Source organism: Paenibacillus sp. Dod16 (assembly GCF_049893405.1).
In the GTDB taxonomy this organism is placed as follows: Bacteria; Bacillota; Bacilli; order Paenibacillales; family Paenibacillaceae; genus Paenibacillus_AQ.
This window is the reverse complement of the sequence record NZ_JBNDYG010000072.1, coordinates 1-17397: the sequence shown is the minus strand read 5'-3', so window position 1 is coordinate 17397 and position 17397 is coordinate 1. Positions and strand designations below refer to the sequence as shown.

At 50.2% G+C, this 17397-nt stretch carries 16 protein-coding genes; 4 read left to right on the top strand and 12 right to left on the bottom strand.

Annotation, left to right across the window (positions count from 1 at the left end; genetic code table 11):
* The first annotated feature begins 18 nt into the window (after positions 1-18).
* Genes ACPV3A_RS34950 through ACPV3A_RS34940 form a run of 3 tightly spaced genes read left to right on the top strand, consistent with a single transcriptional unit; the run spans position 19 to position 1666 of the window.
* Complete coding sequence (locus ACPV3A_RS34950) at positions 19-501, top strand: Lrp/AsnC family transcriptional regulator (protein WP_194541309.1); 483 nt, start codon at positions 19-21, stop codon at positions 499-501.
* A gap of 53 nt (positions 502-554) precedes the next feature.
* Positions 555-1124 (top strand): chromate transporter, encoded by a 570-nt coding sequence (locus tag ACPV3A_RS34945; protein ID WP_194541308.1) that lies wholly within the window; start codon positions 555-557, stop codon positions 1122-1124.
* A complete protein-coding gene (locus ACPV3A_RS34940) occupies positions 1124-1666 on the top strand; it encodes a chromate transporter (protein WP_194541307.1) in 543 nt (180 codons plus the stop codon). Before ACPV3A_RS34945 ends, ACPV3A_RS34940 begins: the two co-directional genes overlap by 1 nt.
* A gap of 641 nt (positions 1667-2307) precedes the next feature.
* Here the strand turns inward: ACPV3A_RS34940 and ACPV3A_RS34935 are convergent.
* From ACPV3A_RS34935 to ACPV3A_RS34885, 11 genes are all read right to left on the bottom strand, one after another.
* Entirely contained in the window at positions 2308-2679 is a 372-nt protein-coding gene (locus tag ACPV3A_RS34935) for a Rieske (2Fe-2S) protein (RefSeq protein WP_426204420.1), read from the bottom strand.
* 663 nt (positions 2680-3342) lie between these two features.
* On the bottom strand, positions 3343-4398 hold the full coding sequence (locus ACPV3A_RS34930; RefSeq protein WP_426204419.1) for an amidohydrolase family protein: 1056 nt from the start codon (positions 4396-4398) through the stop codon (positions 3343-3345).
* Positions 4399-4426: 28 nt separating this feature from the next.
* Positions 4427-5977 (bottom strand): extracellular solute-binding protein, encoded by a 1551-nt coding sequence (locus ACPV3A_RS34925; protein ID WP_426204417.1) that lies wholly within the window; start codon positions 5975-5977, stop codon positions 4427-4429.
* Between the two features lie 60 nt (positions 5978-6037).
* Positions 6038-6898: a carbohydrate ABC transporter permease gene (locus ACPV3A_RS34920; protein WP_113060223.1), complete on the bottom strand. Its 861-nt coding sequence runs from the start codon at positions 6896-6898 to the stop codon at positions 6038-6040.
* 12 nt (positions 6899-6910) lie between these two features.
* Complete coding sequence (locus tag ACPV3A_RS34915) at positions 6911-7831, bottom strand: ABC transporter permease (RefSeq protein WP_113060224.1); 921 nt, start codon at positions 7829-7831, stop codon at positions 6911-6913.
* 191 nt (positions 7832-8022) lie between these two features.
* Positions 8023-10338 (bottom strand): helix-turn-helix domain-containing protein, encoded by a 2316-nt coding sequence (locus ACPV3A_RS34910; protein WP_426204414.1) that lies wholly within the window; start codon positions 10336-10338, stop codon positions 8023-8025.
* Between the two features lie 242 nt (positions 10339-10580).
* Entirely contained in the window at positions 10581-11342 is a 762-nt protein-coding gene (locus ACPV3A_RS34905) for a CPBP family intramembrane glutamic endopeptidase (protein WP_426204412.1), read from the bottom strand.
* Positions 11323-11874: a PadR family transcriptional regulator gene (locus ACPV3A_RS34900; protein ID WP_220686288.1), complete on the bottom strand. Its 552-nt coding sequence runs from the start codon at positions 11872-11874 to the stop codon at positions 11323-11325. The genes ACPV3A_RS34905 and ACPV3A_RS34900 overlap by 20 nt, the downstream gene beginning before the upstream one ends.
* A 189-nt stretch (positions 11875-12063) precedes the next feature.
* A complete protein-coding gene (locus tag ACPV3A_RS34895) occupies positions 12064-12405 on the bottom strand; it encodes a hypothetical protein (protein WP_220686289.1) in 342 nt (113 codons plus the stop codon).
* A gap of 56 nt (positions 12406-12461) precedes the next feature.
* Positions 12462-14729, bottom strand: a complete 2268-nt coding sequence (locus ACPV3A_RS34890; protein WP_426204410.1) for a PQQ-binding-like beta-propeller repeat protein — start codon at positions 14727-14729, stop codon at positions 12462-12464.
* Between the two features lie 182 nt (positions 14730-14911).
* Entirely contained in the window at positions 14912-15235 is a 324-nt protein-coding gene (locus tag ACPV3A_RS34885; RefSeq protein WP_220686291.1) for a hypothetical protein, read from the bottom strand.
* A 271-nt stretch (positions 15236-15506) separates the two neighbouring features.
* Between ACPV3A_RS34885 and ACPV3A_RS34880 the strand changes: the two genes are divergently transcribed.
* The gene (locus tag ACPV3A_RS34880) at positions 15507-17219 is read left to right on the top strand and encodes a DUF4127 family protein (protein WP_426204408.1); all 1713 of its coding nucleotides are present in this window, start codon (positions 15507-15509) and stop codon (positions 17217-17219) included.
* 66 nt (positions 17220-17285) lie between these two features.
* On the opposite strand, the gene ACPV3A_RS34875 is transcribed toward ACPV3A_RS34880, so the two are convergent.
* The coding region (locus ACPV3A_RS34875) for an IS3 family transposase (protein WP_426204458.1) at positions 17286-17397 on the bottom strand (112 nt) is incomplete at its 5' end.

Genomic DNA, 17397 nt, shown 5'->3' with positions numbered 1-17397 from the left:
CAAAAGGAGCTGCAACCCATGAATATTCACGCTGCCGGCGAGAACTCATCTCTCATGATTGATGATACGGACCGCAAAATCATTGCGATCCTCGGCAAGAACGGGCGAATCTCGTACACGGATTTGGCCAAGGAGATCGGATTGTCCCGCGTTGCCGTACAGGCCAGGGTCAATGCGCTGCTCGATGAAGGCGTCATTGAGCGCTTCGCGGCCGTCATTAATCCGGAGAAAGTGGGAATTTCGGTGTCCGCTTTTTTTAATGTGGAGGTGGAGCCCAAATATTTGCAGCAGGTGGCGGATACTTTGGAGAACGAGCCGTATGTAACAAGCCTGTATCATATGACCGGTCCCAGTAAACTGCATATGCACGGACTTTTTACCGATCATAAGGAAATGGAAATGTTTTTAAATGAGAAGCTTTACCCGCTCCCGGGCATTACGAGTGTGGACACGCAGATCTTGATCAAGCGCTATAAAAGCCGAATGGGCATCCGACTCTAACTCTCTCGACAGAAAGGACTCATACCTTGCCTGATAAAACTAGCAACCCATACATGGAATTAATGTTCGGCATGTTCCGAACCGGCATACTCGGCTACGGCGGCGGACCTTCGGTTATTCCGTTGATCCGTCACGAGGCCGTCGTTCGTTACCACTGGCTCAGCGACGATGAATTCGGAGAGGTACTCGCGCTGGCCAACGCGCTCCCGGGCCCGATTGCCACGAAGATGGCCGCCTATCTCGGTTACCGGAAAAAAGGGGTGCCTGGTGCTATAGCTGCCGTTCTCGCGCATATCCTGCCAACCAGCATTGCGATGATCGCGCTGCTGTCGGCCGTGACATTCCTCAGCAGCTCCAAAGTGGTGGCAGGCATGATTGCCGGCGTTACGCCGGTCATTGCCGTCATGCTGGGCACGATGGCTTACGAATTCGGCGAGAAGGCTGTAAAGGGACTTGGCATTTACGCCGGGATCGGATTTTTCGTGGTGTCGTTTCTCCTGCTGGAGCGTTTCCAGCTCCATCCGGCCCTCGTCATTATGCTGTTCCTTGCTTATGGCACCGTGCATTTTAGAACCGTAGCCAAACTCAAAAAACAAAGACGGGATAAGGAGGGGTCCGCCTGATGGAAGAATGGCTGCAGCTGCTGGTCAGCTTTTTTGTCTCCAACGTTCTCGGGTATGGCGGCGGCCCTGCTTCGATCCCCCTCATGTATAAGGAAATCGTCACGAATCACGGCTGGCTGACCGACCCGGAATTCTCCAACATGCTTGCCCTTGGCAACGCACTTCCCGGGCCGATCGCCACCAAAATTGCCGCTTTTGTCGGGTATGGCGTATCCGGCTGGATGGGCATGACTCTCGCCCTCGCGGCGACGGTCATCCCTTCCGCGGTAGCGCTCATCTGGCTGCTGAATTTGCTGCAGAAATACCGCACGTCGCCCGTGGTCAAAGGCATGACCCTGCTGGTCCAGCCGGTCATCGCCATCATGATGCTGACTCTGACCTGGCAGATCGGCCAAAGCTCCGTCATCTCCATCGGCCTCCTGCAATCCCTCGGCATCGCCGCCGTCGCTTTCTGGGCCATGAACATCCGCAAGATCCACCCGGCGCTGGTGATCCTGGCCGCGTTTGCTTACGGGGGCTTGGTGTTGTCGCAGGTGGTGTGAGGGGGGATCGAGTAACAACAGTAACCCGTTCTCTAAAATCGCCCTGACCAAAAGAGCGAGTATGAGGGACTCACTCCCACCATACTCGCTCTTTTTTCAATTGAGAGCCATCCAAGCCGTCACCGGACTACGCACCGTACCTATCACCCCGCTTAGACGAACAGTGCAATGAGCAGCAGTGCAATGAGCAGCAGTTCACTGTGAACCGGACGTCCAAAAATATGATCGCCATATGGTCGACAGCCATCCAAGCATGCCCCGAACCACGCATCGTGCGCACAGGGAGCAGTGCGCACGATGTACAAATATCATTCAATATGTCCCTAAGTCCTCTTGCTCTATGGTCGTGAGGACTTTCTAACGGACTCAGAATACCTTATTTTGTACAAAATAGCCCTTTGGGTAGCTTTAGCGGACACAGAGGATCTTATTTGCTGTTTTTATTGATATTGGCACCCGTAATTCGCACAATAACGGATCTGGAGTCCGATACATTGTAAATAATCGAGTTTTGATCTTAAATAACGGATCTAGGGTCCGTTAAAAGCTGACACAAGAAACTTGAGTCCCCATGGGTAGTACTGGTACCTTCAGCCCCATTAATTACATACCATTAATTACATCCCATTAATTACACCTCTTCAACTCCCCGCCTGCTTCCTCCCCATCACCACCCCGATCTTGCCCTCATGGACCTCCACCTTATACTTCTTCACCCGGATGCGGTCGCTAAACAGCGACTTGCCGGTCTGCAGGTCGAACTCCCACCCATGCCAGGGACAGCGGACAATTTCGCCTGCCCGGCCGTATTCGTAGTCGTATACTTCCGAAGGAAGCGTCGTACCGGAGACCAGTCCTGCGCAGATTGGCGCCCCCTGATGCGGGCAGTAGTTCAGAATCGCATGGTACTCGCCGTTGACCCGATAGATGCCGATTTCGCGTCCCTCTATGTTCACGACCGCGTGCCCGCCCTCCGGAACGTCCTCCTCCGCCAGCACGTAATGTACCGCCATACATGCCACCTCCTTGCCTATGAGCCCAGCTTTGTAGGGTTTGGCTTTGAGTTTGGCTTTGACTTTAGTTCAACTATTTTTTTGCCTTTGTTTTCGACCTTCTTCTTTCGCCTTTGGTTCAACTTTGTTTTGTGTTTTCGACCTTCTTCTTTCGCCTCTGGTTCAACTTTGTTTTTGTGTTTTCGACCTTCTTCTTTCGCCTTTGGTTCAACTTTGTTTTAGTGTTTTCGACCTTCTTCTTTCGCCATTGGTTCAACTTTGTTTTGCCCTTGTTTTCGACCTTCTTCTTTCGCCTCTGGTTCAACTTTGCTTTGAATTTAGTTTACCTTTGTTTTCGTCTTTGATTTCGACTTTGCTTTGACTTTAGTTCAACTTTGTTTTTGCCTTTTTCTTTTCGCCTTTGTTTTCGCCTTTCTTTCGCCATTGTTTTCGACTTTCTCTTGCCTTTGGTTCATCTTTCGTTTTTCTCTGGCTCATCTTTCGTTTGCCTTTCGTTGGTCTTTGGCTCATCTTTGGCTCGTCTTTCGTTGGTCTTTGACCTGACTGTGGTCTGACTTTGCTTTACCCATACCCCAGCTTCAATTGTTCAAGCAAGCTTTCATACGGACCGTTCATCCGTTCATCCATTTATCCATTCATCCATTTATCCATTCACCAATTCCCTCAATCCAACCTGTACAGCTGCTTCGCATTCTCGTAAAAAATCTTCCGCCGCGCCTCCGGCTTCAGCCCCCGTAAAATGTGGCTCGGCGAGTCGAAGTCCCAGTGCGGGTAGTCGCTGGAATAGAGCAGCATGTTCTCGGCATCAATCATGTTGAACAGATCGATGAGATGCTGCGGATTGTCCGGCTCCTCAATCGGCTGCGTCGATAAATAGCAGTGATCCCGGATGTACTCGCTCGGCATTCTCGTCAGCCAGGGCACAGTTGCGCGCAGCGCCTTGTAGTTTTTGTCCAGACGCCACATCAGGCCCGGCAGCCAGGCTACTCCGCCTTCAACCAGAACGACCTTGAGGTTCGGATACTTTACGAACACGCCCTCGCATACCATGCTCACCAGATGTGCCATGAACATCTGGGAGAGGCAGGTATGCCACTCAATGTAGCGGGTCGGGTAGCCGGCAGCGGTGGGAGCCGTCGAGCTCCCGCCGCCTTCCGCTCCCGGGTGGATCGCGACCGGAAGGCCGTTCCGCTCCGCCGCTTCGTAGATCGGGTGATAGTGGCGCTGACCCAGCGGCGACCTCGCTGCACTGGAGATCATCACCTCCACGATATCCGGATGACCGCCGATCCGGTCGATCTCGCGTGCCGCCAGCAGCGGATCCTGGGTGGCTACCGCCATTGCGCCTTTGAATGCTTTATGTTTGCCGAGCCACTCGGCGATCAGATAATCGTTATATGCCGAGCATATCGCGGCCGCGTAATCCGGATCATGCGTGGAAGAGATATTGTAGACGACGCCCGTCAATACGGCATAATCCAGATTGTAGCCTTCGATCAGCTGCTTGATCATATAATCGGGATCGGAGCCGGCTTTGCCTCCACCCGGAGGGATCGAGTCTTTTTTCATCACGCCGATCGGCGAGTAGTACCCTGAGCCTGCATAACCGATGCCGGATGTCGCTACCCGGGAGCGCCAGGGCTCCTGCAGATATGGCAGAAGCGCCCTGTCGTCCTGTTCGTTATGAACGTCGACATCGATGATTTTCATATCGTCCATTGCCTGATTCCTCCATTCCACTTGCGGATTACTTGCCGCCGTATGTGCGAGTATAGGCGGTGTTGTACATGGTAAGGAGTTCATCGGAGCCGAGTTTCTTGGCCTGGTCAATAAATTGCTGATAGGTGGTGTCGTTAATCGGAGTTTTACCGGTCACAAATTCCGTCACCTTCTGTTCAAGGAATTTGTTCAGATTGTTCAGCTTCGATTTCTCGAGCTCCAGCTCCTCTTCCGTCTTGACGATCTGTTTTGGTGCAGGGACAATATACTGCTCATACCTTGCATTGATATCCTTGCTCTTCTCGCTTAATCCACGCTCCCAGACTTCTCGCGACTTGGCGTTATTCAACGTGATCTGGTCATACCATACGCCCCAGTCCTTGCGCAGCGCATTAAACGGAGATTCGCCGAACTCCTTGTTATATACCGCTTTGCCGTCCTCCATCGTATACGTTTTGCCTTCAATGCCTAAGGACAAATAATTCGTTCCCTCTTCGCTCACCAAATAATCGAGGAATTGGACGGCGCGCTCCTTATCCTTCACTTTGGCCGATATCGCTCGGCCGACGGTGCCAACGACCGGACGGGAGAACTGATAGTTCTTGATCCCTTCGGCGGCAAAGGAAGGAATCGCGTCCAGCTCATACTCGGCCGTACCGGCCCCCCGCGCCTTCGCTACAAGCGACTCGAGATCAGCCTTCCAGAAAAAGGTCACCAAGGATTTGCCCGTCAGTATGCGCTCCTCCCACTGTGCTTGCGTCAGCAGCGAGAATTCCGGATCCAGCAATTTTTCCGCATACAGCTTATTCAGATACACCAGCATATCCTGATAATTCTCATGGTACGGCGCGAATGCGTATTGATCCGTGGTCGGATCCAGGTTGTAGAACCCGCTGATGCCGGTGAAGATACGTCCGAAGGTCGTATACAGCCCCGTATCACCAACGATGGCGTTCGAGATGAGCGGATAGGAATCCGGAACCTTCTCCTTCAATGTTTTCAGATACTGATAAAATTCATCCACCGAGGTCGGTGCCTGTATCCCATGCTGATCCATGATGTCCTTGCGGGCATACCAGATAAAGTTGAAGCCCTTGCCTTCCGCATCCCCTTCCAGTACGGGTACGGTGTACAGGCCCCCGTCCGTGCCCGTTGCCAGCGCCTTGGCCTCAGGATATTTTTCGTAAAAGGCTTTCAGATTCGGTGCCCGGTCCAAGTAATCATTAAGGTTCAGGAACACCTTCTCCGGCCCGTGCTCCCGGCCGTCCTGCGTCGGCACCTGGATAAAATCCGTGGCCGTGTTCGTGGCAATCATGATCTGCCTTTTCTCCTCAAGTCCTTCCTGGCTTACGATTTGGAACTTCACACTGACGCCCGTCTTGGCCTCAATCTCTTTGAAAATCTCCCAGTCATCCCGAACCTTGCCCTCCACCCGGTCGTATACCAGCCATGAAAAAGTAACCGGTTTGTCAGGGCTTAATGTCCCCGAATCATCCTTGCCCCCGCCGGTGCATCCCGTAACCAGCATCGCGCAGAGCAGGATCATGGCAAGCGCTGTTCTGAACCCCTTTCGCCTCATTTCCTAACCTCCTTTTTTATCATCACAACGTATAGAAATGGATTAGCGTGGAATCCATAACTACCCCTTAATGCCGCCAATCATCGTGCCCTGCACAAAATATTTCTGGATAAACGGATAAACGCACAGAATCGGCAGCGTCCCGATCATGATCATGGCGTATTTCAACGTCTCCAGATGCGTCAGGTCCCCTTCGCCCTGAACATTCGTGCCGGCGATCAGGATGTTGCGCATCATGATTTGCAGCGGGTACATCTCCCGGTCATTCAGATAGATCAAAGCGCTGAAGAAGGAGTTCCATTGATTCACGGCCGTGAACAGGCCGATCGTGACCATCACGGGCACGGATAACGGCAGCACGATCCGTACCAGAATCTGCAGGGATCCGCACCCGTCGATGGCAGCCGCGTCCTCGAGCTCCTCCGGCAGCGCCTCGAAGAATGTCCGCATAATGAACAAATACCATGTGCTGATCAGGGAAGGGAGGACGATCGCCCAGATCGTGTCGAGCATCCCCAGCTTCTGAACGATCAGGAAGGTTGGAATCATGCCGCCGCTGAAGAGAAGCGTGAAAGCCGCCATCAGCAGAATCACCCTCCGACCCGGCAGCCATCGCTTCGCAAGCGGGTAGGCCATTGCGGAGGTCGCAATCAGCGTCAGCACCGTATGGAGGAACGTATATCGGATCGTATTCCAGTAACTCACCCAGAGATCGGGGTTATAGATGAGCTGCTCGTAGGCAATGAGCGTAATTTTTTTCGGCCACAGCAGCACCGCGCCGCTCGCAACCATGGCATTGTTGCTGATGGAAGCCGAGAAGACGTACACCATCGGGTAGGCCATCACCATGATCAGCACAATCATGAACAAGACATTGAATACGTCAAACAGCTTCGAGGCGAAGCTTTCCTGTTTTTTCATCACGCACCTCCCTTACCACAGGCTGGTCTCCGAATATTTGCGTACGATCCGGTTAGCCGCAACGACCAGAATGAAGCCAATCGCCGATTGGAACAGGCCGACCGCGGTCGCGAAGCTGAAATCGGCATCGAGGATGCCCCGCCGGTACACAAAGGTGTTAATGACATCCGAGGTTTCGTAATTCATCGTGTTGTAGATCAAGAGGATTTTCTCGAAGCTGGCCTCCATGAAATTGCCGAGCGACAGTACGAATAGAATAATCATGACCGGCACCATGCCGATGAACGTAATATGCCGGACCTGCTGCCACCGGTTTGCCCCATCCATCTTGGCCGCTTCATACAGCGTCGGATCGATGCCGGCAATCGCAGCCAGATAGAGGATGGTGCCCCATCCCACCTTCTGCCATATTTCGGAGCCTACATACACCGTCCGGAACCATTCCGGCATGCCCAGAAACATGATCGGTTCCATACCGAACAGCTTAACGAGCAGATGGTTCACGACGCCCGTGGTCGGAGACAGGAAGGTCACGAGAATGCCCGCGATCACGACGGTGGACAGGAAATGCGGCATGTAGCTGATATTTTGCACGAACCGCTTGAACCATTTGCTCTTCAGCTCATGGAACAGGATCGCCAGAATGATCGGTGCCGGAAAATGAAACAGGAGATCGTACACATTCAGCATGATTGTGTTGCGAATCAGCTTCCATGCATCGGGGGTGACATAGAAAAATTCAATCAAATGCTTGAGTCCGACAAATTCACTTCCCAAAATGCCCCGGCCGATCGAATAATCCTGGAAGGCGATGATGATGCCGTACATCGGCGCGTACTTGAATATCAAGTAATACAAAATGCCAGGCAGCATCAGCAAGTACAACGCTTTATGCTTTCTCAGAACATAGCCGATCCGTGATAGCTGCGCCAATAATCCTCACCTCCGATTGAAAGCATTTACATTCGTTTGTTGTTGTTCCCACTATACGAGCCGTCCTTCTTTCGCGTAAAGCGTGCATCTTTTCCTGGAGACACTCCTTTTGCAACCCCCGTGGCACAAGGCTTTCCGCTTGGGTCTATGCAAAAAAAGAGACTTCAGAAAATAATGCAGTCTCTTCTTTCCTATTGGTGGGAGCTCCTGTATTTAGCAGGTGTAATGCCCTCATATCGGCGGAAAGCCCGAATCAGAGAATTTCGGCCCCAATACCCGACCTTCTCAGCAATTTCGTCAATTTTCAAATCGGTTTCAAGCAACAATTGCTTCGCCTTCATCAGCCGGTATTTCGCGATATATTCCACGTACTTCTCGCCAACCTCCTCCTTGAAGGTCCGGCTGAAATGCCCGATGGACATATTCATCATCCCGGCAAAATGTTCGATCGACAGCTCTTGATCGTAATGCTTATGAATGTACTCCAGAATCTCCATAAACTGTTGACTCCGGCTGCTGGAAGCCGGCTTCCGGAACAGAAAACCATGAATCTCCGTAAAGCAGCACGTAAGCTCGTCCCATGTCATGCAGCGATTTATCCGTTCGAACAGCCCCGAGTAATACGGAACGTTGAGTTCATTGCGCTCCGATTCCACCGCCCGAATCCAGGTGTTGAGCACATCGACAAGCAGATATTTCATCTGCACGGCTGTTGCATCCTTCCCCTTTCCCTCCTCCAGCAGAGCAAGCACGGAATGAAGCAGCTTGTCATACTCACGGGTTTTGTACTGATTGAGGATCCGCTGGACCTCCTGCACAGATAGGAAAGGATCCCACTGCTGCAGCTCCCGGGAAGGCTGACTTCCGCAAATCTCTACGGTGGAATGCAGCCCCCGGTACTTCAGCATGGCCAGGGCATGCTCATAAGACTGGTGCAGCTCTTCCATGGCGCGAACGGTCTTTCCGATCCCGATGGTCGCTTTATAATAAGCCCCGTATTCCTGGAAAATGTGCCGGATTTGCTCCGCTACTTTTTCAGGATGACCCTGGCCCTCCGTGATGTGACCATGCTCCACGATGCATGCCATCAGATCCGGCCTTGTCTGGCAGATCCAGACCATGCCGGGTGCCAGCCGAAGAATCTTGTCCTTCAGCTCGGTCAGCAAAAAGATCTTGGCGGATTCCGATGTCGAGTCGGAAACCGACCGGTCATAGTGGAAAGAGATGCACAGGACGGTTCTTGCCGCCTTGTGGCTGTAAGCAAACTCAATCTCCTTGGCGTAGTACTCAATCGATAAGGCATCGCGGTATTGCCCCAGCAGGATTTTCGTGAAAAACTGCTCCTGCACGATCGGCAGCATCCCGTTCACCATCTGGTACAGCTCTTTATTCTCCGTCATGATGAATTGGGAATAACGTTTGATGGCATCAAACTCGTTTCCTTCATGGCCGACTTCCCCATTCGGAGCGTGATGCAGCTTCAGCCCATCCTTAATCTCCCGGATCGGCCGGTATAATCGCCGGCTTAAATAATACGAGGCGAGTGCGCCGACTAGAAGGAAGAATACGAGGAACAACCAACAGATCCATCGGGTAATATAAACCGGCTTCATCAATGTGCCTAAGTCGATCATGCTGATATAATGCCAGGACGGATCGAAGCCGGAGGCCATGAAGGACAGCCCCCTCTTGTCCGATATCGTGAATTGCGAAGCAGTGCCGTCCGTACGTATTCGCTGCTGCAGAGCAAGCTGTTCCTGCTCAGTCAGTCCGTTCTGGGCGATCACTTTGGCCCCATGATCTACAATCGCCGTGCCCGTAACCCAGCTCTCCGGAATGTGAATCTGCTCCTCAAGCTTGTCTCGTTTCACTTCGACCAGGAGATAGACTTCAGGGGCGGTCGTATTAAACGGGTAGCTCATGGCAGCTGTCAAAGAGGCGGGGGAATCCATGAAATCCATCATTTTTTTGCCGGATAATTCGGCTTCCAGCTGATGGCGTCGGTTTAAATCCAGGGGATAGCGGGAACGAAAATAATACGCTTTATTCGTGTAGGTTTCAGCATCGATCATCAAATCCTGGTGCACGAAATAATAATACGCCTTCTCGACCAAGTCATCGGATTCCAGCTGCTGCAGCTGCTCCCGCAGGGAATGAAGCAATTCCGGAAGCAGCAGGCTATCCGGCGTTGAGGACAGGGGAGCGAGCAGCACGCTCCGTAATCTGGAGGTGCTGAGGATATTAATCATGCTTGTCTTCAAGGATTGCAGCTCGGTGTCCGTCTGCTCGGAGAAGCGGTTCATCATCACTTGATTGAAACGCTCGGCATCCTTTTCAATGATGCGAACGACCAGCACCTGAGCGAGAACCGACGCAACAATCACGGGAATGAGAATGAGGAGAAAATAGTTGGCGAATAGTCTCCAAAACAAGGTGTGCCTTCTGGGAGGTGGAGAATCAAGCTCCCCCGGCTCAGGAGATCGGTTAGGCGTTGTCCTGCGATTCATGAGTGTCCCCCCCTTGTTATTTAAAATTGCAAGTAAACAAGGCTTGCATTTACGTCTACTATATTTAGATGTCAGTTATAATATTCGCCGCAACTTCCATGCATGGAGTTTGCACAGAAATGACGTTACCGGACATGTTTGCATCCATAGCAAAAAGAGCCAGGAATCTCCTGGCCCTTACGCATCCATTCAAAATCAACCTATTTTACAGTAAATCGTTGCGACACTCCAGTAGCACTCCATTAACCCGCTTGATCTATTCTTGTGGACACCGGAGGTTTTCTTAAAGAGAGAGACAACCAGACACAGTGGACGGCCAGCACCAGCAAAATGAACAGATCGTATCCGATAAATACATCACTATTGTCATTACCGACAAACTGGATAAAGTTATGAAGGAAGTGTAATAGAATCAGAGGGATGATATTTTGGTTTTTCACCATCAGTAGAGCCAATACAGCGCCTATAAGCAGAGCATATACAATCTGTAAAACCGTTTGGAATATGTCCTGCCCTGATAAGACGTTCAGTACATGCGTGACCGCAAACAGAGTGCTGGAGGTGATGACCGCGGTTGGAATGCCTTTGGGCAGCAGTGTTTTCAAAATCAATCCCCGATAGATGCTCTCCTCCACAAATCCAACGAGCAGTGTGAAGAAGATAAAGAACAGGATCTCCGATGCGCTGATTTCACGCATCCCCTTAAGCGAGATTGTAATTAGAATAAGAAGCAAGGGGGAATAATAGAGCCATCCGGCGGCCGGTATACTGTTCAGCTTACGGAAACCGAGCGGGTTCCACTTCTTTTTCCATGTAAAGTACGCTATCAACACAAGAGCGATTGGGATAAATGAGATCAGCACAGGCGAAGTGTAACTTAACTCTTTAATCGTAGAGTAAGCCCCAGCAGCAAATACGGCTAATAACAGCAGAACCTCGATAATGACAACGGTGAAAATCGGGTGTTTATGCGAAAAAGAATCCTTAGTTTTCCGGTTTAACATGGTTCAGATCCTTCCTCTCCATAATATCCTTCAACCATTGCCGTTCCATCTGAAAATGGTTCAGTCCATACGCCAGAACCGATACCCGATAGTAATAATTCTCCGGATGTTCGATCTCAGCCAATTCTCCAGCCACGACGTTCTTCACCGCTTCAAGCATGTGAATTTCCTGATCCAGCTTAAATATGTACTCGGCCAATCGCTTTTGACGAAGTTCTTCATCCAAATAATCAAAAAAGAAAATACGGATCAGCTGCTCATTGCGTCCTGTCTGCATCGGTCCAGACAACCAGTCGAGAAAAGCCTTTTCACCACTGGGCCGCAGAGAATATAGCTTCTTGTTCTTACTGTTATCCGTCTCGGTCAGCATAACCATGTCCTTCTCTGCGAGTCTCTTGAGCGCAGGATAAAGACTTCCGTAACTCGCTTTGTAGAAAGTGCCTACAGTGCTGTCGATTGTTTTCTTAAGATCATAGCCGCTCATTGTTCCTTCCATTAGCATGCCGAGGAGAATGTACTCCAGCAATGTCATCACCACATTTCATATAATATATCTGTTCGATATATCTGTTTGATATATTGATCATCGCATTTTTTCCAAAAGGAGTCAATCTAATTTTCAACAAATAATTCTTGATCTTGCGTTTATCAAACACAAACCAAAAACGCCCCCGCATCTGTCGCCAGACACCAGGGACGCTTATCCATCCATTCGTTCGTTTTATTCCATGCGCTCAAACACCTTAAACCTTCGATCTTCCTGCAATGCCACCAACGTATGTTCATCGACTACGTAAATTTCCGTGCCTTCCGGCAGCTCGTTCGACGATAAATGCGTATCCGGATATTGATCCGGTTCGAGCCGCTTCTGAATCGTGCCCGCCAAGGTCAAATCTGTCTCCGCAAAAGCCTCGGCACCCTCAATGTCTTTTCCAATATACTCTTGGTCATCGTACTTTAACAGAGACGCATAACTGGCCGACTGCTTGCTGCCGCAGCCCAAACATAGGATCAACAATAGGCTGATGATCGGAATCCCTGTTATCTTAAGCCTCTTGCCCATAAGTCTTCCTCCTTTGCGGACGTCTCCCTACGGTGTTTGTCATCTATCGATAAAAGCTATAACAGCTCATCCAAGCGTTCCTTTAACGCTCGGGCATCATAACGAATAAAAGCTCCGTTGACCGTACCGACGAGCACTTCCCGTTCCGTTACGTTCAGCGCGCCGTTCTTGGCATACACCTCTCGCAAATCGACGCTGCCGGTGACCACGTTATGCAATCTGCCCAAGCTTCTGCCGTCTTCCTTGTTCAACACCACGAGATCGCTTCCCAAACTTACCAGCAGGTACGAATCCAGAATTCCGTAGCTGCTGCCAACCAGATGGGAGAGATCGTCACCCACTTTGGAAGAGGTCCCCATTTTCCATAGGATGCTGCCGCTCTCTATATCTACCGCAGTTGGAATGCCGTTCAGTGTAAGATAGATTCGTTCTCCCTCGATGGCACCGCGTGCGGCTTTGCCTCTCACGGACCATAGTTCCTTATTTTCCAGGCTGTCATACAAAACGCTTTCGTAAGCGGTAGCCCCGCTGAAATACTCCCCGTTCAGCGCACGCTGCACCAATAGATACCGCTCATTCAGCACCTCGAACCTTTCCATCTGACGGGCCGGATACACGGCTTCGCGCGCCCCGGTTTCCATATTGAGCAGAACCCATTCCTTGCCAAGCAGCATCCATCTTGTTGTCATATCCGCAGGAGATACCGGATTGTAGCGATACCCTCCGATAAAATACGGATCTTGGGTCGGATCGTCCATAACCCTCTTACCAACCTTTACATTCCATGCCGCTTTGCCGGTGACCGGATCGTAAGCGGTAAGCTGTCCGTTCTGCTCGACGAGCACATACGGATCACCCGAACCTGCATTCAGCAAGCGGTGTTCGCTGGGCAACGCCTTTTTCCAACGCAGCTTTCCGGTTTCCTGATCCAGCACGCTCAGCACGCTTTTGGTTTCGTTCAGATTCAAAGCCTCATCCAGAATAATCGTATCGGCCGCAGCCATCATGGTCAGGCCAAATTCATTCTTCGGCTTAACCTCCCACAACACTCGTCCATCCGACATTCGAATATGCCTAACTCTGGCCACATAATCCTTAACCTCCGGGTTATAAGCCGAGTACATCGTAACATGCTTCCGCTCCTTATCCGTGAAAGCCGTATACCAGCCAAATCCCGCATCCTCCTGCCACAGCTTCTTGCCGGTGCCACGGTCAATCGCATACAGGGAAGAATTATCGTGCATCCCGCTGTATCCGCCATCATCTCCCTTGAGGAGCAGGACATCCTCGTTTGCCTCAAGCAGGAAGGTGAAATTCAGATTGCCCTGATTTCGCCAGTCGGGTTCGGCTTCAATCGTCTTTTGAGGCGGCACGGCGGCAAAACGATAGGTAAACTCGTAATCATCGCCAGGACTGTAACTCCGCTCAAAAGATCCGGTCCCAGGAATTACCCACTCGCTGGATGTCAGCTTTCCGGATGGAGAGAACGTCACGGTATAATGGGCATCCCGCTGTTCATATCTCCAGGTCTCGCCGAGTATCATCGGTTTATTGGAGGACTCCTCCTGATTCCGCGATGTCTCCTTCACCTGCGGTTCGCCGAGCAGCTTTTTCACATATGAAGAAGGAGTCCCTTTCTTAAAAAGAAGCTCCGTCAAGTTGCGTACCATATCCGTCGTTACTTCCGAATTTCCATCGAGCAGACCATCAGGCATCGCCTTCTTGGCCGTCGTATCCTTACCCTGTACCCACATCATTGCCGGGCGGTAGATCCGGTAATCTTCCTTCCACTTGGAAGGTGCGACCATGACGCCGTACCAGTCCTTCCACTGGGCTACGGCGATGAGCGACGTTCCGGTTTGGGATACCGGCCATTTCATTGCGCTTCCGGGAGCAAGATATATACTGCCGCTGCTGCGCAGTTGAAGCGAGAGCGGGAACGTTTCTTTCACTTGGGCAGCTTCCTTGGAAACATACCATGTCGGGAGCCACAAGTCTCCCCGGGAATCGGATTGGATAAAGGCTAATTCCCCCTTCACGGAGGTAAGCCGGAGCCTTTCTCCCTTGGCACCGTAATAGCTCACCTTGAGATTTGTCAGATGGCTATTCTTACTAAGCGCATTAGGAAACAATGCAGCCTTCTGCTGAATCGTAACACGTTGGCCGGATGTAAAGCCTTCAGCTTCTGCAGCATCAGCGAATACGACATGTGCGCTTTCCTGTGTCCGCTGAGTTGGGTGCCCCACAAGTAAAATACAGACGGCTGCCGTTATTCCGATGAATAGCCGCTTTCGGATCGATACGCGTAAACTCACAGAAACCATCCTCTCCCATACAAGCCTATATAATGTAAACGCTATTATAAGGCAAACTGTTCCAAAATCAAAACAAAAAAACTCCCTTCAGGAAAGGAGTCTATCCATCTCTTATTGCTAATGTACATTCACAAAAGATTCTCGTTAAAATGATTTCTGCTGCAAATTCACAATTAGCCGTCTTCTCCACATTATCGCACCTCCATACGCCAACTCGCTTCGGATAGAGTACGGCTCGGCGTTGGCCTGCCTGTCATTTTTCTGGTGCGGTTCGTCACCCCGTCCGATATGTCCCCCCATAACTGCCCGAGAAAGGATGCTGGAGCCATTGACGTGCTTCTATTGCTTGCTGTGGCCATCCCCTGAGCGGATCGATTCTCAATCCGTGTATCTTCGCTAGACATCTTGAACTCTGCGCATCCCGATAGCAACATGACACCAACAACCATCACAATGATTGCCGGCCATGCCATCGTAAGCCTGATGTTCCGTTTCGCATGATGTATGGATCCCATCCCGACTGCCTCCTTATGTACGTTCCTGAAGGAAAGTATAAGGAACACATCTTACCATTCCATGGTCCAAAATCTTAACGAATGCTTAAATAAAGCTGAACAATTACCTTCGCCACGTTATAACAGATCTTAGCAAGCTTCTTCGACTTCTTTTTCTACCCCTTTTTTTGGACTGCTTAATGAAAAAAACTGATTTGTGGTTGTAAAAGGAATGGGAAATTCACCTATATATATGAAGGCCAATTAAACCATATATAAGGAGAGTTGACCAATGAGAAATGTATTGTATGTACCCTTGGATGACCGCCCGGTAAACCTTGATGATGTAATCAAACTAGGACAAGCCTCAGGCTTGAACCTGATAACTCCTCTTGCTGCAGATATTCGTAACCGGCTCGATTCGGTCGCAGAAGCTTCAGGCAGCCAACTTATAGGCACCTCGGCACCTACCTTTGGTAAACCGGAAGATATTCGTCAGTTCATATTGGGTCACGCCTCTTCCGTCCAGGGTTTTATTATTTCGATCGATATGCTCGTTTATGGAGGCTTAATCGGTAGCAGACGTTTACGAACAAGCGGAGGAGGAACGTATCCCCATTATGATTCAGGGACAGCAGACTTGCTTGACGTAATCCGCGAGATTAAACAGCTTTATCCCAACAAGCCAATCTATGTGTTGGATACCATTATGCGACTCGCTACGACCACATATGTGGAAGGACTCTCTTACAACGCGTACACAGAGTCTCGCAGTCTCATGGGGATAGCTCGCAAAAAATATACAGACTTCAACGATATTTTGAACGGCTATAATATATCCAGTGATGGCACCGAGCTGGGCGATACCGTCCACTTCAATAAAACCCATTACTACAATACAAGGCAGCATAAGTTTAAAACCAATCATTATGTCTTGGACAGACTTGTACGTCAGGGTTATATTGATTTCCTGGCCGTTGGGGTGGACGATGCGAATAAAGAAGGCGTGCAAATGAATGAAATTCGATTTGTGGAGAACTACATCGATCGTTATCTAGGCGGTTGTGAGGGGCAAAATCCGAATCGTGCCATTATATTGCCTGATGCAGATGGCTTGGGTCATTCTCTGGTAGCACGGATGGCTAATCAATTGCATCGGGAAAGAAGAAAAACGCAAATTTCGGTGCAATATTTCGGTCCTCATGGATCCACAATCATCAACAACTATGAATACATGACTGTTCATCAGAATATTCTTCGTCATATTGATGTTGTTGGTGGCCAATGTGTCACTAGCACACCAAACATTGAAATCCTGGCAATCACAGACGAAACACAGGTGTCCAGTGCCGTAAGCCGTATCCATGCCAATGGAACAAACTTTGTAGCAACTGTGGTCATGGATTTCACGGGAAAAGGCTCTGCCAATCCAACGGTAACGGAAGCGCTGCTAGACAGCCAGTACACGGGACGCCTATTGGGTTATAGTGCATGGAACACTGCCGGGAACCTTATGGGCATCTCGCTTGGCATGGGGCAAGCGCGCTACGCTTTTTTGGTATCAGAGTCCTCTGCCTCCGAATTGAACATGGCCGTGAACGCTCATGGGTCACTACTCTTCAAACGATTTTTGAAGGATTATTATTATAAGAGGCTTGCTGTAGTCGATGTCCGAAGCTATTCCAGAACTCCAAGCAATATTCGTTACGATAATCTTCAAGCCTCGTTCGCTGATCAAAACATGCGTCTCTTTAACACAGAATCAGCTTACCAGCAAGTGTTCACGATTCTTCGAGATCAAATGCAGATCCACAAAACAACGCTGGCCGGAAGGAACGCTTTCCTGATCGGTGCCCCCACTCCGACATGCAATGTCAAACAAATAAAGGGGTCTTCGTGGACATTGTCAGAATACGACAGTGCTTCGCTGGTTTATGACAATCCTGATTTCATCTGGTGGCGCGCCTTTGAGATCACGCTCAATCCTAAGGTCACACTCCAATAATACGAGAATGAAAAGGACAGCTCGGTCTTTTAAAATGTACCCCATGTAAAGGACAATTAAAAAAGGTTAGGCACTTTGAAGAAGATGATTTCTGTACTGTACAGGAGTCATCTTCTTTAAGTTCCATTGATATCGATAGTGGTTGTAATACGTCATATAGCTTTTAATCTCTTGTTTT